Here is a 21,782-nt window from a genome sequence, read left to right as displayed (position 1 = left end):
TGACAGCGGCCTGCTAGAGCCGGTCGGCATGTCCTTGATCCGTCGCTTCGCAAGCTATTATCGCCCACATCGCCGCTTGTTCATCCTCGATTTCGGATGTGCCGTCTTGTCGGGATTGTTGGAACTGGCCTTCCCGATCGCTGTCAGCGTCTTCGTCGATCGTCTGCTTCCTGGGCATGATTGGCGGATTATCGCCGCTTGCGCCGCCGGCCTTGTCGTACTTTACCTTATCAATACCGGCCTGATGGCCGTGGTGACCTATTGGGGACATGTGCTCGGCATCGCCTTGGAAACCGAAATGCGCCGCCGCGCCTTCGATCATCTTCAGCGTCTGTCCTTCTCCTTCTATGACGAGCAGAAGACCGGCCATCTCATCGGGCGCGTGACTAAGGACCTCGAGGATATTGGTGAGGTCGCCCATCATGGTCCCGAGGATCTGTTCATTGCGGTGATGACCTTCCTCGGTGCCTTCGCGGTGATGTTCACCATCAACGTCGATCTCGCCGTACTGACGGTTCTTGTCGTGCCGCCGATCCTTCTTGTTGCCACCACCTATGGCAATCGCCTCACGCAAAACTTTCGGGCGATCTTCGAGGGTATCGGTGTCTTCAACGCTCGTGTTGAAGAAAACATCGGCGGTATGCGGGTGGTTCAGGCTTTCGCCAATGAAGCGCATGAGCGACGGCTGTTCGCGCGCGACAATGAATCCTACCGCCAGACCAAGCAGCAGGGCTACCGCATGATGGCGGCGAGCACCGCCATGACCTATCTGTCGATGCGGTCGACGCAGATGATCGTCATGGTCGCAGGCACCTATTTCGTTCTGCATGGCACGCTGACGCCGGGCGGCTTCGTGGGTTTTCTTCTGCTGGTCGGCGTGTTCTTTCGACCCGTCGATAAGATCAGCGCCGTGCTGGAGACCTACCCCAAAGGCATCGCGGGATTTCGGCGGTATTGCGATCTCATCGATACCAAGCCGATGTTGGAAGATCGCCCCGATGCGCGCCCGGCACCGCCGCTCGCCGGGGCGATTGTCTATGACCATGTGACCTTCGGCTATGATGCGCGGCGGCCGGTGCTCCGCGATGTCAGTCTGCGTATTGCGGCCGGTGAAACCGTGGCTTTCGTCGGACCCTCGGGCGCGGGGAAAAGCACGCTCTGTGCGCTGCTGCCGCGCTTCTACGATATCCAGCAGGGCCGGATTACCATCGATGGTATCGACATCGGATCGATGACGCTCGCTTCGCTCCGCCAACAGATCGGCGTGGTTCAGCAGGACGTGTTCATGTTCGGCGGCACTTTGCGGGAGAATATTGCCTATGGCCGCTTGGGCGCGAGCGAGGATGACATTGTCGCGGCGGCGGATCGCGCGCGTCTGGGTGGAATGATCGCGGATCTGCCTGACGGTTTGGATACGCTTATCGGTGAGCGTGGCGTGAAGCTGTCAGGCGGTCAGAGGCAACGCATCGCCATCGCCCGCATGTTTCTGAAGAACCCGCCCATCCTGATTCTGGATGAGGCGACCAGTGCGCTCGACAGCGAAACCGAGCGGGCCATTCAACAGTCGCTGTCGGAACTGGCGACGGGGCGCACCAGCCTCGTGATCGCTCACCGCCTGGCCACGATCCGCAATGCAGACCGCATCGTGGTGGTCGGCAATCACGGCGTGATCGAGCAGGGGCGGCATGATGCGCTGATCGCGGCAGACGGTGCCTATCGCCGCTTGTATGACGTGCAATTCGGGGTTTGAGCCCGCGATCCTTGCTCAATCGTCAAGCGATGCGCGCGTAGAGCCAGACGATCCACAAGGCCAAGCATAGCCCTGTGCCAAGGGGAAGGCGCGTCGATGACCTGATCGGCTGACGTGTCCATACGGACTTGGCGGTGACCGCCGCCAAGGTCAGCAACGCGCCGCCGACCAGGACGTAGGACAGCGACGCCAGGCCCACCCAGGCGCCCGCTGCAGCCAGGAGCTTGGCGTCGCCCTCGCCCAGCCCGTCCCGCCCCCGAAGGCGACGATACAGGATGGCGAGGCCGCGTAGCGCCAGGTAGCCGAAGGCGGCTGCGATGCCATGATCCGCGATGGCGCCCGGATCCAGCCACCAGGTGGCGCCAAGCCCCAGCACGACCAATGGCAGGGTCAGCGCATCCGGCAGGATCATATGCTGCCAGTCGATCCAGGCTAGTGCCAGAAGCGCCCAGCCGAGGATGCAGCCACACCAGATGGCGGCCGGATCACCGCTGGACCAGATTGCCGTCGCGGCGATAGCGACGGCGGCAATCTCAATTACGACATGGAACGCCCCGATTGGCGCGCCGCAGAAGCGGCATTTCCCGCCCAAAGCGACGTAGCTGATGAGCGGGATGAGATCGAATGGCCTGAGCGTATGACCGCAATGATCGCAGCGTGAGCGGTCCAGCGCGATCGGCAGCCGCTGCGGCAGCCGACGGATGAGAACACCGAGAAAACTACCGACGACCGGCGCGGTAAGCAGAGGATAAAGCCAGACGGTTGAACCTGCGATCACGACGCTGCCTCTAGCCGAATATCATTGCGGAGGCCATTCACCCCTTTCGTGTGTGAACATTTTAAGACCGTGGTTGACTCGGCTCGGTGCTTGAAAGCGCGGGCAATACGGTGCGTGATCGTACAGATTTATCGGCAGCGGAGTTGCGAACAGTTCTCACGTACACTGCGGTTTCATCAAATCGTAACCTCGATGACAACGACGCCATGCGCGCCATATTACAAAACGCCTCCCAGCCAATTACCCGAGGTATGTCAGCACCTATCGGGACGGCGATTTAAATTGTGGAGGTTAATCCAGTGGAATCTCGTATGTGGATACAAACAAGGAGACCGCTGCGCGCAGCGATTCTCGCAGCAACGGCGGCTTCTTTCATCGTGGCGCCTGTCGTTCCGTCATTCGCGCAGAGCCCGACCAGCCAGAGCGTCGACAACATGGTCGGTTCGCCCCGCGCCATTACGCCGATCCAGCACATCATCGTCATCGTCGGTGAAAACCGCACCTTCGACCATGTCTTTGCGACGTATAAGCCGCAGCATGGCGAACGGGTGTTCAACCTGCTGTCCGAAGGCATCGTTACGGCCGACGGGAAGCCGGGTCAGAACTTCCGCGACGCCGGCCAGTTCTCGGCGCAGCAGAAGGCTGACTACACGCATAACCCCAAATCCAAGACCCTGTACTCGACCCTTCCGGCTCCTTCGACCGATGGCGCGCCGAGCAAGGCCGCTGACAACAACCCGCCGCCCTTCGCGACAGTCGCGGCCGTCGCCGCCGTCGAAACGGAACTCAAGGACGGCCTGCCGCCGGCCGACTACAAGCTGCTGACCACGGGCGCCACCGGCCTCGCGTCGGACGTCGTCGATACCCGCATCCCCAATGCCGCGAACCTTCCGAACGGCCCGTTCGAGCTGACCGGCCCGAAGATGCCGTATGACGCATACACCGCGAGCCCGGTGCATCGCTTCTACCAGATGTGGCAGGAAACCGATTGCTCCGCCGCGCACATCACCGCGGGCAATCCCTCCGGCTGCTTGAACGACCTCTTCCCCTGGACCGAAACCACCGAAGGCGCCGGCACCAACGGCAAGCCGCAGGCGGCTGGCTTCAACGCTCTGTCGACGGGCGAAGGCTCGACCTCGATGGGCTTCTACAACATGGCGAAGGGCGACGTTCCGACCTTCAAGGCCCTCGCTGACCAGTACACCATCAGCGACAACTTCCATCAGTCGATCATGGGCGGCACGGGCGCCAACCATATCGCCCTCGGCACCGGCCTCGCGATCTACTACACAGATGGCCAGGGCCATGTCGCCACGCCGCCGGCCAATGAAATCGAAAATCCGAATTCCCAGGCCGGCACGAACAACTGGTGGGTTCAGGACGGGTATTCGGGCGGTTCGTACAGCAACTGCTCCGACGATACGCAGCCCGGCGTGGACTCGATCCACAAGTTTCTGAAGGCGATTCCGAGCCATCCGGCGATGAAGTGCAAGAAGGACGCCTACTACCTTCTGAACAACTACAACCCGGGCTATCTCGGCGATGGCACGGTCAATACCTCGACCTTCACCATTCCGCCGTCCGCAGTTCACACCATCGCCGATACGCTGAACGAGCATAACATCTCGTGGAAGTATTACGGCGCTGGTTGGGACAATTACGTGAAGGACCCGTCCAGCGACTTGGGCGAAATCTATTGCAACATCTGCAATCCCTTCCAGTACGAGACGTCGATCATGACAAGCGCTACCCAGCGCGCGACGCATCTTAAGGACGTGCCGGACCTCGTGTCCGACATCAAGGCGGGCAATCTCCCGGCGGTTTCGATCGTGAAGCCGGATGGTTTGCTCGACGGCCATCCCGCTTCGTCGAAGCTGAGCCTGTTTGAATCCTTCAGCGCCAACATCATCAATGAAGTGAAGGCCAATCCGAAGCTTTGGGCCCATACCGCGATCCTGATCACCTTCGACGAAGGCGGCGGATACTGGGACTCGGGCTATATCCAGCCGCTCGACTTCTTCGGTGACGGCACGCGTATTCCTGCCATCATGGTCTCGCCCTACTCGACCGGCGGCCATGTCTCGCATGTCTATTCGGACCACGTGTCTTTCCTGAAGTTCGTCGAACGTAACTGGGGTCTTGAGACGGTGTCCAAGACGAGCCGTGACAATCTGCCCGACCCGGTTGCCTATGCCGACAATCCCTATGCGCCGGTCAACAGCCCCGCGATCGGTGATATGATGGACATGTTTAACTTCTACGGCAGCCGTTAACTGTCGCTCTACCACCTAGCCTGAGACCACAGTCGGAGCCGCACGCGTGCGGCTCCGACTTCCTTTTTGAGAGTCGGTGAATAATGACGCGACCGGTGTCTTCTCCCGTCGTCGAGATCCCATTGACGTCGCTACCCGCCTTCGCGGACGCCAGGGGCATCATGCGGATGCTCGGTCGGATCGCGGTTTTGCAAGGCCTGTTTCTGCTTCTTGCCGTGGGCCTGGCCATCTGGGCCCACCATCATTTTGGCCGCATGCCGGCCCTGGATGCTTTCCTGCGGGCGGGCACCCTCGGCGCCCTTGGTGGCGCTCTTGCACTCTCCCTGACCGGAACGCTCGCCTGTCTTCTTCTGGCCTGGGGTCGGCATCGCACCCTGCGGACAGAGGGTCTGGATACGCGGGTCCGCCGAGCCCCTGCCACCGTCGTCGCGGGTTGGCCGCAAGCCGTGCTGGTCCTGGCGGGTGCGCTCGTCGCTCTGGCGATCCTCCATGCATGGCCTCCGCTACCGAACATCATGGAAGCCGGGTTGCCGGCCTGGCCCGTGACGGCCGGCCTGATGATGGTTCCCGCTTTCCTGCTCATGGTGATCGAGCGGACAATGTCCGCGACCTCACCTGCCAGGCTCCCCGAAATCGCGCGACTGGCGGCGCTGCTGCGTCTGCCGCCGCTGGCCATCTTCGCCCATATCGCCATCCTCGCCGCCGCCGGCTTCGGCTTGCCGGTCGGCACCTGGGCCGCGACGCTGGTGGCAATTTTCCTGTATGCCGTTGCGGCGGAACTGGCCGTGCGCACCTTGGCCGTTTGGTTCCTGCCGCTTCCCGTGCCGGAAGCCGCTAAGGCCGCCATCGGCAGTGCCTTCGCGTCCCTGTTGCAGCCTGGCGCTCTCCGGCCCGGAGAGATGGCGCGGCGTATGCGCACGCAATTCGGCATCGACATTACGCGCAGTTGGGCGGTCGCTTATGCCCGCACTGCCGCCGCGCCGGTTCTGCTGGCCCTGCTGGTCTTCACCTGGGCCCTCTCCGGCGTCGCGCGCATCGACCTGAACCAGCGCGGCTCTTATGAGCGGTTCGGCGCCCCGGTCGCTATGCTGCGGCCCGGCTTGCATCTGCTGCTGCCTTGGCCCTTCGGCCGCGTCCGCCTGGTCGAATACGGTGTGATCCATGCCCTGCCGGTCGGTGCGACGATCAGCGGCGGCAGGGTGCCGCCGGATCTCTCGACCGCCGATGGGCCAGCGCCGACCAGCGCCAACAAACTGTGGGATCAGCAACTTAGCAACGATACCTCGTATATTATCGCGAGCCAGAGTGCGGATCGGCAGAGTTTCGAGACGGTCAGCGTCAATATCACCGTGCTGTATCGCATCGGTCTCGATGACGATTCGGCCCGCCGGGCGCTGTATGGTGAGGTCGACTCCACGGCGCTTGTCCGGTCCTTGGCGGGTCGCGAACTTTCCCACTTCTTCGCCACGCGCACCCTTCCCCAGGTTCTGGGAGAGCGTAATCAGGAGATCGAGACACAGTTGCGGGGTGCCGTGCAGGCCGACCTCGACCGCGAACGGACCGGCCTGCAGGTCGTGGCCCTGGTGGTGGAATCGCTACATCCGCCCAGCGGCGCGGCGGCGGCCTATCGCGGCGTGCAGACGGAGCAGATCGTCGCCTCCATGCAGGATTCGCAGGAGAAGGGGCGGGCGCAGAGCACCTTGAGCGTCGCCGCAGCGCAAGGCCATGACATGCGCGACAATGCGCAGGCAACTGCGGCCGAACTCGTCAGTTCGGCATCGGTCGAGCGTTGGCAGTCCAACGCCGATACCCTCGCGTACCGCGACTCAGGACGGGCCTTCCTGGTCGAGCGGTATTTCGGAAATCTTCGCGTGGCGTTGAGCAAGGCGGCACTGGAAATCATCGATAGCCGGCTCGGCTATCCCAATGCGCCGATGCTCGACCTGAGGCCACCCGCGGGCGCGGCGGGGTCGTCTCTGCCGGCGCTCGATAATCAGGACAATTCGCAATGACCGCACATGACATCGCCATCGAAGATCCGGATGCGGCGCCCCTTCCGCGCCCGCGCGGACGCCGCGCCATCCGCATGGTTTTCGCCGCCGTCATCCTGCTGGGCGCGGTCGTGGTGTCCTCGCAGATCATGGTGTCAGACGGGCAGGCCGTGGTCGTCACGCGTTTCGGCGATCCTCTGCGGGTGCTGACGCGGCCTGGCCTCGCCTGGAAGGTGCCGGCGCCGATCGAAGGCACCATCAACGTTGACCTGCGCCTGCGCACCACGTCGAGCGGGCTGGAGGATGTCGGCACGCGGGACGGACTTCGCATCCTGGTGCAGACCTACCTCGCTTGGCGCGTGCCTGCCGACCCTGGCCATATCCGCCAGTTCCTGCGCGCTGCAGGCAACAATCCCGATGAGGCGGCGCGACAATTGCGCAGCTTCGTGGGCTCCGCACTGCAGATCACCGCGAGCAACTTCAACCTCGCCGATCTCGTGAACACGGACCCCAGCAAGGTGCGCCTCGCGGCCTTCGAGCAACAGCTTCAGGGCAATGTGGCGCAGCAGGTGCTCGACATTTACGGCGTTCAGATCGAGCAGGTCGGCGTCGAGCGTCTCAGTCTTCCGTCCGAAACCTTGGCCGCGACTGTCGCGCGCATGCGCGCTGAGCGGGAGACGGTGGCGGCGCAACGCGCGGCGGAAGGCCTGCGTGTCGCCGCGCAGATCCGGTCCGACGCCGCGCGCGACGCCCGCATCACCATCGCCGACGCCCAATCGGATGCCGCTGCGATCGAGGCGCAGTCCCGCCAGAAGGCGGCGCAGATCTATGCCGCGAGCTATGCGCGTGACCCGCAACTCTACATGCTGCTCCGCTCGCTCGATACGGTCAGCGCCGTGGTCGGCCCGCATACTCGTTTGATCCTGCGCACGGATGCCGCGCCCTTCAATGTGCTGGTGCAAGGGCCGCCGATTGACTTCACAACCAAGACGACACCGCCAGACGCCCAGGACCCCGAACCGCCAAAAGACGACAAGCCCGATGGGGGGGCATCCTCGGTCATGGGCTTGCTCGACCAGAGCCACGCCACCGGTGCCCCATGAGCGCCGCCACCGCCGATCCGGCGCTGAAGGGGCCGCTCGCGGGCTCAGTGCGGCTCGGCTTCCTGATGCTCTACGCCATGGTCTTCGTGCTGGCCGCCGGGTGGCTCACCACCAATCTGCGCCAGGTGCCACCTGACAGCCGGGCCGTGGTCTTCCGCTTCGGGCGGGTGAACCGGGTGCAGGAAGCGGGCTTGTTGCTCGCCTGGCCGACGCCGATCGAGCAGGTGCGGCTGCTGCCCGCGCCCGACAAGCAGATCGCCTACAAGGTGCAGGCGCAGCAGACCGGCTTCCAATCGGACGAGACCGACATGCAGCTCGAACCCAATGACGACGTCATCCATCTTCAAGGTGATCGGGACTTGAACAACTCCGCCTATATCATGACGGGTGACGGCAATGTCGTGTCCCTGGACGCGACCTTGTTTTACACCATCACCGATCCGACGGCCTATCTGCTGGTCGAGGATCACGTTCTGCCGGCCTTGCAGCGGACCTTTCTGGCGAGCGCAATTTATCTCGCGGCGTCGCGCCATCTGGATGACTTCCTGGTCGCGCAGCCCGACCAGACGGATGTAGACGCGAACAATGCCAGCGACCCCAAGGTCGTGGCGCTGGCGGCGCGCCGCCAGGCGTTGCGAAGCGACCTGGTCGCCACGATGAATGAGCGGCTGACGGCGCTCCGCGCCACAGGCCAGGATCTGGGCGTGTCCATCAGTCGCGTCGATCTCGTGGCTTTGCTGCCGCCGGTGGCCAAGGCCGCCTTCGATGCCGTGCTGACGGCGGCGCAGATCGCCGACCAGGGCGCCGCCGCCGCCCGCACCGATGCCGCGCGGATGACGCAGGAAGCCGACCGCCAGCGGGACGAATTGCTCGCCGCTGCCTCGGCCGCCGCGGATGAGCGCATTCGCACGGCGATGGCCAGCACCGATCCCGTGGATGCGCTGGAAGCGCAGGAAACGCCGGCCAATCGCGATACGCTGCTTAGCCATGCCTATCAGGACCAGATTGCCGCCATCTTGCAGCGCGTCGGCGATGTGACGGCGATCGACATGCGGGGCGGAAAACAGCTCGTGCTGCCGGGGCCGACGCCATGAGCGGCCTTGCAATGGGCGCGGCCGAACCGCGCACCAAGGAAACGCGCACAACGTCCCTACTGAGCTTCGGGGAGCGCTGGTCGCTGGCGATGCGTCTGACGCTGTCGATGTTCGCCGCCGGCCTGCTGGGCATCGCCTTGCTCTGGCGCGTGGTCTTCCCGGCCGATGGCGGCATCGCGGAGCTGGTGGCTGGGCTCGCCGCCCTGCTCGTCGCGGTGCCGGTCCTGTCCGCCGCCTGGGCCAGTCTGCGCCATCCCAGCCTGCATGGCATGAGCGACCAGCTTGTCGCCCTCGCGCTGGTCGCCTGCTGGGCGACGGGCGACCTGATGACGGCGGCGATCCTGCCCATCGTCATGATCATCGGCCATGTGCTGGAGGAGCGCAGCCTGCTCGGCTCGCGGGAAGCGATCGACGCCCTCAGCCGCCTGGTGCAGAGCACTTCCATTCGCGTGCGGCCCGACGGCACGCATGAGGAAGTATCGACGCAGCATTTGCGGGTGGGCGACCTGATCGCCCTTCATGCCGGTGACCGTGTGCCGGTGGACGGCGTCATCCGCCAGGGCGCCGCCAGCATCGACACTGCCTCCCTCACCGGCGAATCCGTGCCGATCGATGCGGTCGAAGGCGATGTGGTGCTGGCCGGGTCGATCGACCTCGACGGCGGCCTGACGGTGGAAGTCACCAAGGTTGGCGGCGAAACCACGCTCGGCAAGATCGTCGCCCTGATGCACAAGGCGGAGGCCGCCAAGCCGCCCGTTACGCGCCTGCTGGAAGCCTATTCCGGCCATTACATGGTGCTGATCCTGCTGGTGGCCGCCGGCGTCTGGTTTGCCACCGGCAATACGCCGGCCATGCTGGCCGTGCTCGTCGCCTCCTGCCCCTGCGCCCTGGTGCTGGCGGCGCCGGCGACGGCGGTGGCGGCTATTGCTGTCGCCGCGCGGCACGGCATCCTGATCAAAAGCTCCGCCTTCCTGGAGCAACTCGCCGAAGTCACCTCCGTGGTGGTCGATAAGACCGGCACAGTGACGACAGGTGAACTCACGCTGGTCGGCGCGCGTCCGGCCCAAGGCGTGTCGGAAGCCGATCTGCTCGGCCTGGCCGCGAGCCTGGGCAGCGCCAGCAGCCATCCCGTCAGCCGCGCCCTCGCCGAGGTGGCCCCTGTCGATGAACGCCCGCTGCTGCGCGAACCGCGCGAGGAGCGGGGGCTCGGCATGCACGCCTGGCAAGGAGACGCGCAGGTGGCGATGGGTCGGCCCGCTCTGCTCGCGACCTTTGGCGCCATGACCGGCCCCGTGCCGATGCATGACGGGCCGATGGTCGGCCTGAGCCGGGGCAGCCGCTTCCTTGGATGGGTGATGCTGGCGGATGAGCCGCGCCCCGAGTCGCGGGAGGCGATGGCCTCGCTCCGCGCTCTCGGCCTGAACCGTCAATTGCTGCTGACGGGCGACCGCGCGACCGTGGCCCGCCGCATCGCGGGCTTGCTCGGCATCACCGATATCGCCGCCGAAGCGCTGCCCGAGCAGAAGATGCAGCGCGTGCTGGATGAGGTGCGGCAAGGCTTTCGGCCTTTGGTGGTCGGTGACGGCATCAATGACAGCCTGGCCCTCAAGGCCGGCGCGGTCGGGGTGGCGATGGGCGCGCAGGGGACCGACGTTGCTCTGGCCTCGGCCGATCTCGTGCTGATGACGAGCGACTTGCGGCGGCTCGCGACCTGCATCCGCCTCAGCCGCCGCTGCCGGCGCACCATCCACATCAATGTCGCGCTCGGCCTGGGTTGGACCGTGATCCTGATCGTGCTGGCGGCCTGCGGATTGCTGGGCGCCGAGGGCGCCATTGTCGCGGCGGTGGTGCACAACTTCAGCACCTTGCTCGGCATGGCGAATTCCGGCCGCCTGTTGCTGTTCGATGAGACCGGGCTGATCGCGCCGCGCGGCCGTGTAGTGATGGAGTCGCCGATTCTCCAGGCGGCTGAATGACGCCGAGCGGTCGCCTTTCCTGGGCTGTCGGCGGCCTGGCGCTTCTGCTGGCCGGCGGGGTTGCGGCCGAGGCGTTGCCGCCGATGCGCGTTCCGGTTTCCGACAGCCCTTCGGCGCCGATGACGGTCGCCGCCGCGACCGCGCCGGACGCGCCACCGATCGACGACTGGGCGAGCACGACGCTGGGCCGCCCCTTGTTCGCGTTGGACCGGCGGCCGGATGCTGTCGTCGGCCCAGGGCAGGATGTGCTGCCGCGCCTGTCCGGCACGATCCACTTCGCGACGACGTCCCTGGCGATCTTCCAGCCTCTAAGCGCCGATGGCAGCGCCAAGTCGGTCGTGGTGGGGCAGGGCGCCACGCTCTCGGGTTGGACCATCACGGACATCGACAATGGCGGCGTGACTTTGATGCGCGACGGGCGCATCGCGAGTCTCCGCCTGAGCTACGCCAACCTGCCCATCCAGCCGCGTAAGCTCGGCAAGGTCGGGTCGCGCGTGCTTCATGGCAAGCGCAGCAACGTCTTCTGGCAGCCTTAGACCGCGAGACGTTTGGCGACAGTCACTGTTACATCGTAGGGCGGATGAGCGCAGCGTTATCCGCCTTCCGAGCACCGCGCCAAGTTGTCATCAAACTGCGACAGACAGCTGGGACTGAGCCGCTAAACAGTCGCCGGCTTGGCAAGACCGACAAATATGATCAATCAATTCATGGGCTGGTGGGCCCGGCAGCTCCTCAGTCTGCTCCCCGACAGGATGCGGGGGCGCGAGGCCGATGAGGGGCAAGGCTTTCTCATCTCCCTGGTCTCGGTGCCCGGCGCCACGCATGACACGGTCGATGTCAGCCCCCATACGGGATCGCGGCACGGGGCATTCGAACGCCTGCTGCTCGATGACAGCGGTTTGGCGCGGCTGCGCGCTCTGCGTGCCCGCGCGCCGCGTGCCGTCGTGCGGCTTCGCCTGCGCGCCGGCAGCCTGCTGGAGCGGGACGTGGTTCTGCCCCTGGCGGCGGAGCGGGGGCTGGACCAGGTCCTGCAATACGAAATGGACCGGCTGACGCCCTTCACCGCCGCCGAAACCTTTTGGGGATGGACCGTCACCCGCAGGGACCGTGCCCATGCGCGGCTTCACCTGCGGTTGACGCTCGGGCCACGCGGCGCCGTCGCGCCGATCATCGACACGCTTGCCTCTGCGGGAGCCCGCCCGGCGCTGCTGGAGGCGCCTGCCACACCGGAGGGTGACCGTGTGCGGCGGATCGACCTTTCGTCGCGAGAGGGGAAAGGTGGCGCGCGCGTCACGCCCGCGCTGCGTGCCGGCATAGCCCTTTGCGCGGTGTTGCTTCTGGCCCTCATCGGCCTGCCGTTTCTGCGCCAGTCCATCGCGCTCGGGGATGTGGGGGCGCGGATCGCGGCGCTGCGCCCGACCGTTGCCGAGGCGGCACGCCTCCGGCGTGACATCGAGGCTCAGGCCGCCGGCGGCAGCATGCTGGCTGCGGCGCGCCAGCAAGTCGGCGACCCCTTGCGTGCGATCGCGGCGGTGACGAATGCGCTGCCCGACGATAGCTGGCTGACCGACCTCACCTTGCAGCAGCGCAAGCTGCGGATCGACGGGGAATCCCGCACGGCGGTGCAGTTGATCGCGCGGCTCGCCGCCGATCCCACGATCATCGACCCCGCCTTCGCGGCGCCTGTCACACGGGATGACAGCACCCACGCCGACCTGTTCTCCATCAGCGCGGATGTCGCGCCATGATCCAGAAAGGGAGCGACGGTCTGCCGGAGGGACCGCGCGGACAGATGCTGGCGGTCGCCCTGGCCTTGGTCGCAGCGGCCTTCCTGTGGCTCGCCGTGGCGTCGCCTCTCATCGGTTGGTACACAGCGCGGTCGGACGATCTTGCCGCGTCGCGCATCTTGCTTGAGCACATGGCGGCGCGCGCGCGCGATTTGCCGGCGCTCCGCCGGCTGGCCGCAGCGAGCCAGGCCGGTGCCGCACCCTCCGCCAGTTTGCTCGGCGGCGACAGCGACGCCATCGCCGCCGCGACCTTGCAGGGCGAAATTCAAGACATGGCGACGGCCGCGGGCGCGACGCTGACCAGCACCGAAGCCTTGCCGGGCGTGCAGCAAGGCGGGTTCCGGCAGATCGCGCTTCGCATCGCCCTGAGCGGCCGCTGGCCGGTGCTGATCGCCCTGCTCCAAGCGATCGACGCCAGCGATCTGCGCCTTCTGGTCGATGACCTGGAGTTTCACGCCGTGGCAGACGCTGGTCCGCAGAGTCCGGGTGCCACCGGCCATGCGCCGCTGGAAGCGAGCTTCGTCGTGCTGGCACTCCGCTTGGCCGCCGGTCGCGCAGACGACCTGCATGCGCAGGCTGATCCACAACCTTGATCAATGGATGCCCGAGAGATGGGATTGACGTGACGCGCAATCGACAACGCGACCGGTCTGTACACCGGCTCTTCTGCGGCCTTGCCCTGCTTTTGCTCGCGAGTTGCACGAAACCGTCTCTTCCGCCTGCGCCGCAGGCTTTGACACCAGTGCCACCTGGCACGGGCGAGGCCTCCGTTCGCGAGAATGGTTCTGTCGGCAGCATCGCCTCGCTCGGTCGCACATCGGTGAGCTACGGCTCGGGCGTGGCGGCTGCCAGCAACCAGACCGCGGCATCTGGCACGAGTGGCGCCGTCACCGACGGCGGCGCATCGTTGAACTTTGCCGATACCGATATCCGGGATGTGGTGGCCCAGATTCTCGGTGGCATTCTGCATGTCAATTACACGATCGATCCTGCTGTACATGGCACTGCGACACTTCACACCTCGGTGCCGATTTCCAACGACCAGCTCCTTCCGACCTTGCAGGTCTTGCTGAGCCAGGCGGGCGCGACGCTGATCAATAACGGGCCACTGTATCGCATCGTGCCGGCAGGGGGCGCCAATCAGCCGGGCCTCGCCTCAGCACCCGGCGATGGCGGCGGCCAGGTTATTCCGCTGCACTATGCCTCGGCCGAAGAATTGGCCCGCGTGCTGCAACCCTTTGTCACTCAGGGCACGAAACTGGCGGCCGATAGTGGCAGCAACGCGATCGTCGTTTCGGGTGATCCGCAATCGCGGGATGCCTTGGTCGGACTGATTGCGGCTTTCGATGTCGACAGTTTGGCCGGGCAATCTCTCGCATTGTTCCCGGTGGACGAGGGCAACGCCAAGGATGTCGCGACGGCCTTGCAGCAGGCTTTGGGTGGCAGCGCCTCATCCGGGAGCCAGACGACGAGTACGCGGGGCGGTGCGCCGCGCGTCATTCCCATGGAGCGGATCAACGCCGTTCTGGTCGCCGCAACCGAACCCCGTACCATTCAAGAAGCGCAACGAGTCTTTGCAATGATGCAGCAGCGTCAGCAGAACACGGTGCGCAGCTGGACGGTCTACTATCTGCAAAACGGCCACAGCAACGACGTCGCCTATGTCCTCCAACAGGCCTTCACGCCTGACCATGTGACGGCGACACCCACGCCGACCGCACAGCTCAAGTCGGGTTCGGGCAGCGCTTCCGGGTCCAGCAGCGGCGGCATCACCAGCATCGGGCAGGGCGGTGCCGGCAGTGATGGTGTCGGCGGAATCGGCGGCGGAAGCCTCGGTGGCCTGGGCACCACCGGCGGCGGTTTGGGCAGCACGACATCGTCCGGAGCTGCGGCGAGTTCCGCTAATCCCTTGCTCGGCGGACTGGACGCGAGCGGCGGCAGTTCCGGTTCCGGCGCCTCCAACGCGAATACGATGCGGATCATCCCTGATTCCGTCAACAACTCCCTGCTGATCTACGGCACACAGCAGGAACTCGACACAGTCATGGCAACGCTGCGCAAGATCGACATCATCCCCTTGCAGGTCCGGATCGACGCTGTCATCGCCGAAGTCGAGCTCAACGATGCGCTGCAATATGGCACGCAATTCTTCTTCAAGTCGGGCGGCTTGAATGGCACGCTGTCGTCTGTCTTCAATGCCACCAACAGCTTTGCCGGCTACTTCTTGGCCGGCAGCAATGCATCCCAGGTCGCACTCAGTCTTCTCCAGGCCGTGAGTACCGTGCATGTGCTGTCATCGCCCGAGCTGATGGTGCTGGACAATCAGCCCGCGCGACTGGAAGTGGGTGACCTCGTGCCGTATCTGACGCAGCAGGCGCAGAGCACAGTGACCAGCACCTCGGACGTCATCAACTCGGTCGCCTATGAGCAGACCGGCGTTATTCTGGAAGTCACGCCGCGCGTCAGCAGTGAAGGGCTGGTCACGCTCGACATCTCGCAAGAGGTCAGCAACGTGAACACGGCGGCGAGCACGACGATCAGCACCGGCGGAATCTCTTCGCCGACCTTCACGCAGCGCGACGTGCAGTCCCGCGTCGTGGTGCAGGATGGCCAGACCATCGGTCTCGCTGGGTTGATTCAGGACAGCGTCACCAAAAGCAATCAGGGCGTGCCGTTCCTGAAAGATGTGCCCATTATCGGATCGCTCTTTGGGCAGCAGAGCAATTCGCGCACGCGCAACGAGCTTTTGGTGCTGATCACGCCCCATGTGGTGCATGACCAGCGAGACGCGCTGGCCTTGACCCAGGATTTGCGTGAGCAATTGCCCTCGGCCGCCGCCGTACCGCAATATCTGCAAGGTCTGAGGCCGAGCGGATCGGACGATCCGGACGCCCGCATCCGGCAATGGGGTGGGTCGCAGTAATGCCTGACCGGAGGCAGGCGGGGTTCGCTCTGCTCATCGTCCTCTGGTCGCTCGTTCTGCTATCCTTGATCCTGACGCAAGTGCTATCGGCCGGCCGCAGCGAGGCGCAGCTCGCGAGCAATCTGCGCGCTTCGGCGGTGGCCGAAGCGGTCGCGGATGGCGCGGTCCAGGACACAATGTTTCATCTTTTGGAGCCGCCACCGCAGCATTGGCCCTTGCAAGGGCGCCATCATTTGGTGCTATCCGCGGGCGTCGCCGATGTGACGGTCGAGAATGTCGCCGGCAAGATCAACCCGAATGCGGCAGACGAGCCTCTGCTCGGCGCCATGCTGACGCTGTGCGGCGCATCCGCTCCGCAATCTGCGGCCATCACACAGGCGATTCTCGCCTGGCGCGCGCCGGCGAGCGGCGTTGATCCCTCAGTCGCGTATCGCGCGGCGGGATTAGGCTATGCGCCGCCTGGGGCGCCCTTCGAGACGAGCGATGAGATCGGTCTTGTCATTGGCATAACACCCGCGCTGCGGGCCTGCCTTCTACCGCATATATCGATCTATCAAGAGAATGACACACCGGCGCTTGCCGCCGCCGATCCTTTTGTGGCGCGCGCCTTGGCCTTGGTCGCGCAACAGTCGGGTGGCGCAGCGGCCGCCGGCATAGACGAGGGTGGCGACCCGACGGTGACGATTACGGCGACGGCTGTCGGGCGAGGCGGTGCGCGCTTCACGCGTCGCGCGACTGTGCGCCTGGTGCCCGATCCGCGCGGGCGGCCGTTTCGTATCTTGAATTGGCAGTCGCTGTGACGGTGTCATGGTCGGGCGTCGAACTCCGTCTCATACAGTCGTTACGGATTGCAGATCATGCCGCTGTCGGAAGTATCCGACGCCGTGCCGTTCGGTCCGCGCGAGCAGAGATCATAATCATGTCCGCTGCGGTCGGAGGGGAAGCGATAGACATAAGGGTGGTTCCAAGGATCGACCGCACCGGTGTCGCTCTTGAGATAGGGGCCGTTCCAATTCGTGGCGTCGGACGGCTTTTCGATCAGCGCGTGCAATCCGTCGGAGGTTGCCGGATAGCTGCCGACATCGAGCTTGTACATGTCCAGGATCGCACCCATGCGCGTGATCGACTGCTTTGCGACGGAGACGCGTGCGCCGCCCAATTGGCGCAGCGCCGCGGGTGCCACAAAGCCCACGAGAAGCCCGATGATCACGATGACCACCAAAAGTTCCAGAAGCGTAAAGCCGCTTTCGCGATCGGTAGGCTGATCGGTCGATGTCGTCGGAGTGTCGTTGCTCATTGTCGCCTCTTGTATTCTCATAGATGTGCGTGACGAGGAAAGTTGATGGCCGTTCCCTATCTCGCTTGCATGGCTCTTGTCGCGCATCTTTATGCGCTGCCGCCGCGCGTGCTGCCATCCATCCAAGCGGTGGAAGGCGGCAGCCCCGGCATGGTCCGCGCCGATACGAATGGCACCGCCGATCTCGGCGTGATGCAGATCAACACAAGCTGGCTCCCCGCTCTTCAAGCCTATACCCATCTATCGCAGGACATCGTGCGCGATCGTCTGACGAATGTGCCATGTTTCAACATCGCGGCCGCCGGCGCCATCATGCGAACCTATCTAAATGAGACGGGCGGTGATCTGCTGCGCGCGGTCGGCGATTACCACTCCCACACCGCCGTCCTCAATCGAGACTATCAGAACCAGGTGCTTCGCGCAGCCACCCTGATGTTCGAAAATGCCGAGCCCAGCTCATGACAGTTTTGAGACAAGAGGTGACGCCGCTGGAGGCGCTGATCGACCTTCTGGTGAGTGAAGGCCATTGCGACGCGAAGGCGGTGGAGCGTGGGCGCCGCGTCGCGGAGGATAACGGCCAGCGGCTTGATCGGGTGCTCAGTCAACTCGGATTGGTGACGGAGCGTAGCCTCGCGGGCGCTTATGCGCGGCTCCTGGATCTGCCGATGACGACGGTAGGCGGCTATCCGGCCGAGGCGCTATGGCCCGAGCGTCTGTCGGTGCCGTTCTTGCGCGCGGCGCGCGTGATGCCGATCGGGCAGGATGGGGACACGTTGGTCCTCGCGGTTGCCGATCCGCTCGATGCCTTCACGCCTGAGGCCGTGGCGGCCGCCACTGGCCAAAGCATACGCTTGGAAATCGCCGTCCCGATCGAGTTGGAAGCCGCCTTCGAGCGGCTCTATCCCGATCAGAAAGAGGAGACGGAGGATGCAGACGCAAATGCCGCGCCCTTGGAGGAAGATACCGAGCGGCTGCGCGATCTCGCGAGTGACGCACCGGTTATTCGCCTCGTCAATCAACTGATCTGGCGTGCGGTCGAGACGCAGGCGAGCGACATTCATATCGAGCCTTTCGAGGACCGGCTGCGTGTGCGCTATCGCTTCGATGGCGTGCTGCATGAAATCGACAGCCCATCGTCGCAAATGACAGCGGCCATCACCTCACGCATCAAGATCATGGCGCATCTCGATATCGCCGAACGCCGCCTGCCGCAGGATGGACGCATCCGGCTGGCGGTGCGCGGCCAGGATGTGGATTTTCGCGTCTCCACCGTGCCGTCTCTGTATGGGGAGAGCGTCGTGCTGCGCGTGCTCGACCGCAGCGCCGTCGCCTTCGATTATGCGCGTCTTGGCCTGCCGCCCGCCATCGCGCGGCAGTTCACGGAGGCGCTCAATCTGCCCAATGGCATCGTGCTGGTCACGGGCCCCACGGGCAGCGGCAAGACGACCACGCTCTACACCGGTCTGCTCGGTCTGAACTCCGTCAGCCGGAAAGTCGTCACCATCGAAGATCCGATCGAGTTTCAGCTCGGTGGCATCAACCAAATTCAAGTGCGTCCGCAAATCGGGCTCAACTTCGCCTCGCTGCTGCGGTCGATCCTGCGGCAGGATCCGGATGTCATCATGGTCGGCGAAATCCGCGATATCGAGACGGCGCAGATCGCCGTGCAGGCGGCGTTGACCGGGCATCTCGTGCTGTCGACGCTGCATACCAATTCCGCCGCCGCCACCATCACCCGCCTGCGCGACATGGGGTTGGAGGATTACCTGATGACAGCGGTGCTGCGCGGGGTGCTGGCGCAACGCCTGGTGCGGCGGCTCTGCCCCGAATGCCGCCGCGCCGCCGAGGCACCGCCCGAACTTGTGCGTCGCTTCGGCCTCGACCGGCGAGGCCAAAACACCGTCACGCTGTGGCATCCGGTCGGCTGCGAGAAATGCCGCAACACCGGCTATCGCGGCCGGCTCGCCATTTGCGAGTTCCTGGTGCCGGACGAGGCGGTCGAACGATTGATCTTCGCCCGCGCCGACCATAGCGAGGTCGAGCGCGCGGCCGTCGCGGCCGGCATGCAGACCATGTTCGATGCGGGGCTCGATGCCGCCCTGGATGGGACAACGACGATCGAGGAAGTCATGCGCAGCATTCGGGCGGATGCCTGATGCCGACCTTCCGATACGTCGCCATCGGCAGCGGCGGTAAGCTCAGCCAGGGCGTGCTGGACGCGCCAGACGAAGCGGCGCTGGTGGAGCGTCTGCGCCGCCAGGGCAGCATCCTGATGCGGGTCGAAACGGATGGCAGGCGACGCCTCAGCGGCATCGACATCGGTGCCTTCCGCCGCAATGGTCTGCGTGCCCAGGAAGTGTCCGACATGACGCGCGAACTCGCCGTCATGCTCGGGGCGGGACAGGATCTGGATCGCGCGCTGCGCTTTCTGGTCGAGACGGCGCCGAATGCCCGCTCCGCGCGTCTGCTCAACAGCCTGCGCGATGCCGTGCGGGATGGCAGCGCCTTCGCCGTAGCCTTGTCCAAACATCCTTCCACCTTCTCGCGCCTTTACGTCGGTCTGGTGCGCGCGGGGGAGGCGGGTGGCGCTCTGGCGCCGACTTTGGAACGGCTTGCGACGCTGCTGGAGCGGGAGCGCGCTTTGGCATCGACGGTGACCTCGGCTTTGATCTATCCCGCTGTGCTGATGCTCGCGGCAGTCGGCTCCATCGTACTGCTGCTGACGGATGTGCTGCCCCAATTCGTGCCCCTGTTCGCGGAGAATGGCGCGTCCTTGCCGACATCGACGCGTTTGATGATCGATGCTGGCAGCCTGCTCGGCCATTGGGGCTTGCCGGGCCTTGGCGCGCTCGCCCTTCTGGTGCTCGGCGCCAACCGATTGCTGCGTCAACCGGGGCCGCGCTTTACCTTCGATCGGATGCGCTTGCGCCTGCCGGTGATCGGTGGATTGGCGCGGGAGATTATGGCCGCGCGCTTCACGCGCACGCTCGGCACCCTGCTCATCAATGGCATGCCGCTGATCACCGCGCTCGACATCGTGCGCGAGGTTTTGGGCAATGCCGCCGGTGTGCGCGCGCTCGATACGGCGACCATCGGCGCGCGCGGCGGTGCCGGGCTCGCGCGGCCACTCGGAGAATCTGGGCTTTTCCCGCAGCGGACCATCCATCTGCTGCAATTGGGGGAGGAGACGGCGCAACTCGGCCCGATGGCCTTGCGCGCCGCTGATATCCATGAGGAAAAGACGAGTCTGGCGGTGCAGCGCATGGTGTCGCTGCTCACCCCTGCCATCACCATCGGCATGGGCGGCGTGATCGCCCTGATCGTCGGCTCGCTGATGCAAGCCATGCTGGGTCTCAATGATCTCGCGCAATGAGAGGTCAACCGAGGCGGGCTTCACCTTGATCGAGCTTTTGGTCGTGATCGTCATCATGGGCCTCACGGGCGCCTTGCTGCTGGCACGCGGACCATCGCGCAGCCCCGGCATGGAGGCGCGGGCGGCGGCGAGTGAGGTGGCGCAGACCTTTCGCCTCGGCCGCAGCCGCGCCATCGCAAATGACCGCGCCGTGCTGGTCATGCTTGACCTGCCCTCGCATCGCCTGACGATGGACGGTGTCGCGCGGCCGGCGCTTCCCGCCTGGCTCCCGCTCGCGGCACAGATGGCCGACGGCACCGCGCCCCGCCGCGCTCTGTTCAGTTTTGCGCCGGACGGCAGCGCCACCGGCGGCGCTGTCGTGCTCGGCATGCCGGGGCGGCGCATCCTGGTCGGCGTGGATTGGCTGAGCGGGCGGGTCGATGTGATCAATGCGCATTGACCACCGCAGAACCGAAGCGGGCTTTACGTTGATTGAGGTTCTGGTCGCCTTCATCATCGCCGGCCTGGCACTGGGCGTGCTGGCCCATGCCGGGCTGGACGGGTTGCGGGCGACCAGCCTTTCGGCCCGCTATCAGGAGGCGATGGCCCGCGCCCAATCCCACCTCGCCGCCATCGGGGATGCGCCGCAGCCGAGCGATCGCCAAGGCGATGAGGGAGACGGCTATCATTGGCATCTTCGCATCGTGCCGCTGGCCACAAGTGCGCTGGCATCCGGTCATGAGACGCTGCTGGCTGTGAGCGTCGCTGTGTCCTGGGGCGATGCACCGGGCCGCCGCGTGCAACTCGATACCGAACGCGTGGTCGGCTTCGCGGCGGCGACGCCATGAGGCCGGACCCTGAGGCCGGTTTCACGCTGGTCGAAACGCTCGTCTCTCTCGTGGTGCTCGGCTTCATCGTCGCTGGATTGGCGCAGGGCCTGCGCTTCGGCGTGGCGGTGTCCGATAGGCAGGCGCGGGGCATCGACCGCGACAGCGCCCTCGATTCCACGGACCGTACCTTGCGTGCGCTGCTGGCGCGGATGGCGCCGGGGGACGATCCGCATGCGCCGACCATCCGGGGTGATGCCGGGCGCCTGATCTTCACGACGGAACTGCCGGCGAATGCGCCGGCGAACCCCACGCGCCTCGCCGATATCATCTTGAGCGTCGATGACGCGCATGGGCTTGTGCTGCGCTGGACGCCGCATCTGCATGCCCGGCGGCTGGTGCCATTCGTCACCCAGTCGGCGACGCTGTTGTCCGGCGTGCGGCGGGTGACCTTCGCCTATTTCCGCCCGCCGTCGCGCCATCAACCGGCGGGCTGGGTGGATCAATGGCAGGGCATCGAGCCGCCTGAACTCGTGCGTGTGCATATCGACGATACGTCCCGGCATTGGCCGGATGTGATCGTGGCGCCGATGCGCGAGGCCGACAGCGACTGAACGAAAGGATTGAACGC

At 65.2% G+C, this 21,782-nt stretch carries 19 protein-coding genes; 17 read left to right on the top strand and 2 right to left on the bottom strand.

What is annotated here, in order from left to right:
• Nucleotides 1-28 precede the first annotated feature (28 nt).
• Nucleotides 29-1,750, top strand: a complete 1,722-nt coding sequence (locus tag QP803_RS15195; RefSeq protein WP_434082854.1) for an ABC transporter ATP-binding protein — start codon at nt 29-31, stop codon at nt 1,748-1,750.
• A 22-nt stretch (nt 1,751-1,772) separates the two neighbouring features.
• On the opposite strand, the gene QP803_RS15190 is transcribed toward QP803_RS15195, so the two are convergent.
• Complete coding sequence (locus QP803_RS15190) at nt 1,773-2,528, bottom strand: prepilin peptidase (protein ID WP_284944319.1); 756 nt, start codon at nt 2,526-2,528, stop codon at nt 1,773-1,775.
• A gap of 377 nt (nt 2,529-2,905) precedes the next feature.
• Here QP803_RS15190 and QP803_RS15185 point away from each other — a divergent pair, with 377 nt between their 5' ends.
• The 10 genes from QP803_RS15185 (at nt 2,906) to QP803_RS15140 (ending at nt 16,475) form a co-directional block, all read left to right on the top strand.
• Nucleotides 2,906-4,801, top strand: coding sequence for an alkaline phosphatase family protein (locus tag QP803_RS15185; protein ID WP_284944318.1), 1,896 nt, complete (start codon nt 2,906-2,908; stop codon nt 4,799-4,801).
• Between the two features lie 95 nt (nt 4,802-4,896).
• Nucleotides 4,897-6,813 (top strand): SPFH domain-containing protein, encoded by a 1,917-nt coding sequence (locus QP803_RS15180; protein WP_284944317.1) that lies wholly within the window; start codon nt 4,897-4,899, stop codon nt 6,811-6,813.
• Nucleotides 6,810-7,895 (top strand): protease modulator HflC, encoded by a 1,086-nt coding sequence (hflC, locus tag QP803_RS15175; protein WP_284944316.1) that lies wholly within the window; start codon nt 6,810-6,812, stop codon nt 7,893-7,895. Before QP803_RS15180 ends, hflC begins: the two co-directional genes overlap by 4 nt.
• Nucleotides 7,892-8,989 (top strand): SPFH domain-containing protein, encoded by a 1,098-nt coding sequence (locus tag QP803_RS15170; RefSeq protein ID WP_284944315.1) that lies wholly within the window; start codon nt 7,892-7,894, stop codon nt 8,987-8,989. Before hflC ends, QP803_RS15170 begins: the two co-directional genes overlap by 4 nt.
• Nucleotides 8,986-10,965, top strand: coding sequence for a heavy metal translocating P-type ATPase (locus tag QP803_RS15165; RefSeq protein ID WP_284944314.1), 1,980 nt, complete (start codon nt 8,986-8,988; stop codon nt 10,963-10,965). The genes QP803_RS15170 and QP803_RS15165 overlap by 4 nt, the downstream gene beginning before the upstream one ends.
• Nucleotides 10,962-11,501 carry a hypothetical protein gene (locus QP803_RS15160; RefSeq protein ID WP_284944313.1) on the top strand — a complete coding sequence of 180 codons (540 nt, stop codon included), beginning with the start codon at nt 10,962-10,964 and terminating at the stop codon, nt 11,499-11,501. Before QP803_RS15165 ends, QP803_RS15160 begins: the two co-directional genes overlap by 4 nt.
• Nucleotides 11,502-11,657: 156 nt before the next feature.
• Nucleotides 11,658-12,713 (top strand): PilN domain-containing protein, encoded by a 1,056-nt coding sequence (locus QP803_RS15155; protein WP_284944312.1) that lies wholly within the window; start codon nt 11,658-11,660, stop codon nt 12,711-12,713.
• Nucleotides 12,710-13,345, top strand: coding sequence for a type II secretion system protein GspM (gene gspM, locus QP803_RS15150; protein WP_284944311.1), 636 nt, complete (start codon nt 12,710-12,712; stop codon nt 13,343-13,345). Before QP803_RS15155 ends, gspM begins: the two co-directional genes overlap by 4 nt.
• A 29-nt stretch (nt 13,346-13,374) precedes the next feature.
• On the top strand, nt 13,375-15,675 hold the full coding sequence (gene gspD / locus QP803_RS15145; RefSeq protein ID WP_284944310.1) for a type II secretion system secretin GspD: 2,301 nt from the start codon (nt 13,375-13,377) through the stop codon (nt 15,673-15,675).
• The gene (locus QP803_RS15140) at nt 15,675-16,475 is read left to right on the top strand and encodes a type II secretion system minor pseudopilin (protein WP_284944309.1); all 801 of its coding nucleotides are present in this window, start codon (nt 15,675-15,677) and stop codon (nt 16,473-16,475) included. The genes gspD and QP803_RS15140 overlap by 1 nt, the downstream gene beginning before the upstream one ends.
• A 41-nt stretch (nt 16,476-16,516) precedes the next feature.
• On the opposite strand, the gene gspG is transcribed toward QP803_RS15140, so the two are convergent.
• The gene (gspG, locus tag QP803_RS15135; protein ID WP_284944308.1) at nt 16,517-16,972 is read right to left on the bottom strand and encodes a type II secretion system major pseudopilin GspG; all 456 of its coding nucleotides are present in this window, start codon (nt 16,970-16,972) and stop codon (nt 16,517-16,519) included.
• A 45-nt stretch (nt 16,973-17,017) separates the two neighbouring features.
• On the opposite strand from gspG, the gene QP803_RS15130 reads away from it, so the two are divergent.
• From QP803_RS15130 to QP803_RS15105, 6 genes are read left to right on the top strand one after another with little or no spacing between them, the layout of a single operon-like run.
• Entirely contained in the window at nt 17,018-17,434 is a 417-nt protein-coding gene (locus QP803_RS15130; RefSeq protein WP_284944307.1) for a lytic transglycosylase domain-containing protein, read from the top strand.
• On the top strand, nt 17,431-19,128 hold the full coding sequence (locus QP803_RS15125) for a GspE/PulE family protein (protein ID WP_284944306.1): 1,698 nt from the start codon (nt 17,431-17,433) through the stop codon (nt 19,126-19,128). The genes QP803_RS15130 and QP803_RS15125 overlap by 4 nt, the downstream gene beginning before the upstream one ends.
• Complete coding sequence (locus tag QP803_RS15120) at nt 19,128-20,345, top strand: type II secretion system F family protein (protein WP_284944305.1); 1,218 nt, start codon at nt 19,128-19,130, stop codon at nt 20,343-20,345. Before QP803_RS15125 ends, QP803_RS15120 begins: the two co-directional genes overlap by 1 nt.
• The gene (locus QP803_RS15115; RefSeq protein ID WP_284944304.1) at nt 20,329-20,784 is read left to right on the top strand and encodes a prepilin-type N-terminal cleavage/methylation domain-containing protein; all 456 of its coding nucleotides are present in this window, start codon (nt 20,329-20,331) and stop codon (nt 20,782-20,784) included. The genes QP803_RS15120 and QP803_RS15115 overlap by 17 nt, the downstream gene beginning before the upstream one ends.
• The gene (locus QP803_RS15110; RefSeq protein ID WP_284944303.1) at nt 20,774-21,172 is read left to right on the top strand and encodes a type IV pilus modification PilV family protein; all 399 of its coding nucleotides are present in this window, start codon (nt 20,774-20,776) and stop codon (nt 21,170-21,172) included. The genes QP803_RS15115 and QP803_RS15110 overlap by 11 nt, the downstream gene beginning before the upstream one ends.
• The gene (locus QP803_RS15105) at nt 21,169-21,765 is read left to right on the top strand and encodes a prepilin-type N-terminal cleavage/methylation domain-containing protein (protein WP_284944302.1); all 597 of its coding nucleotides are present in this window, start codon (nt 21,169-21,171) and stop codon (nt 21,763-21,765) included. Before QP803_RS15110 ends, QP803_RS15105 begins: the two co-directional genes overlap by 4 nt.
• Nucleotides 21,766-21,782: the final 17 nt, after the last annotated feature.

Source organism: Acidisoma sp. PAMC 29798, from assembly GCF_030252425.1.
GTDB classification, from domain to species: Bacteria; Pseudomonadota; Alphaproteobacteria; order Acetobacterales; family Acetobacteraceae; genus Acidisoma; species Acidisoma cladoniae.
The sequence above is the reverse complement of the archived record's forward strand: the minus strand, read 5'-3'. Positions and strand labels throughout refer to the sequence as shown.

Bases quoted from the DNA above. Each gene is read 5' to 3' on its own strand.
- QP803_RS15155 (WP_284944312.1), top strand. From the start codon at position 11,658: ATGATCAATCAATTCATGGGCTGGTGGGCCCGGCAGCTCCTCAGTCTG.
- QP803_RS15160 (WP_284944313.1), top strand. From the start codon at position 10,962: ATGACGCCGAGCGGTCGCCTTTCCTGGGCTGTCGGCGGCCTGGCGCTT.
- QP803_RS15105 (WP_284944302.1), top strand. From the start codon at position 21,169: ATGAGGCCGGACCCTGAGGCCGGTTTCACGCTGGTCGAAACGCTCGTC.
- QP803_RS15120 (WP_284944305.1), top strand. From the start codon at position 19,128: ATGCCGACCTTCCGATACGTCGCCATCGGCAGCGGCGGTAAGCTCAGC.
- QP803_RS15110 (WP_284944303.1), top strand. From the start codon at position 20,774: ATGCGCATTGACCACCGCAGAACCGAAGCGGGCTTTACGTTGATTGAG.
- hflC (WP_284944316.1), top strand. From the start codon at position 6,810: ATGACCGCACATGACATCGCCATCGAAGATCCGGATGCGGCGCCCCTT.
- QP803_RS15115 (WP_284944304.1), top strand. From the start codon at position 20,329: ATGATCTCGCGCAATGAGAGGTCAACCGAGGCGGGCTTCACCTTGATC.
- QP803_RS15165 (WP_284944314.1), top strand. From the start codon at position 8,986: ATGAGCGGCCTTGCAATGGGCGCGGCCGAACCGCGCACCAAGGAAACG.
- QP803_RS15170 (WP_284944315.1), top strand. From the start codon at position 7,892: ATGAGCGCCGCCACCGCCGATCCGGCGCTGAAGGGGCCGCTCGCGGGC.
- QP803_RS15140 (WP_284944309.1), top strand. From the start codon at position 15,675: ATGCCTGACCGGAGGCAGGCGGGGTTCGCTCTGCTCATCGTCCTCTGG.
- gspM (WP_284944311.1), top strand. From the start codon at position 12,710: ATGATCCAGAAAGGGAGCGACGGTCTGCCGGAGGGACCGCGCGGACAG.
- gspG (WP_284944308.1), bottom strand. From the start codon at position 16,972: ATGAGCAACGACACTCCGACGACATCGACCGATCAGCCTACCGATCGC.
- QP803_RS15195 (WP_434082854.1), top strand. From the start codon at position 29: ATGTCCTTGATCCGTCGCTTCGCAAGCTATTATCGCCCACATCGCCGC.
- QP803_RS15125 (WP_284944306.1), top strand. From the start codon at position 17,431: ATGACAGTTTTGAGACAAGAGGTGACGCCGCTGGAGGCGCTGATCGAC.
- QP803_RS15130 (WP_284944307.1), top strand. From the start codon at position 17,018: ATGGCCGTTCCCTATCTCGCTTGCATGGCTCTTGTCGCGCATCTTTAT.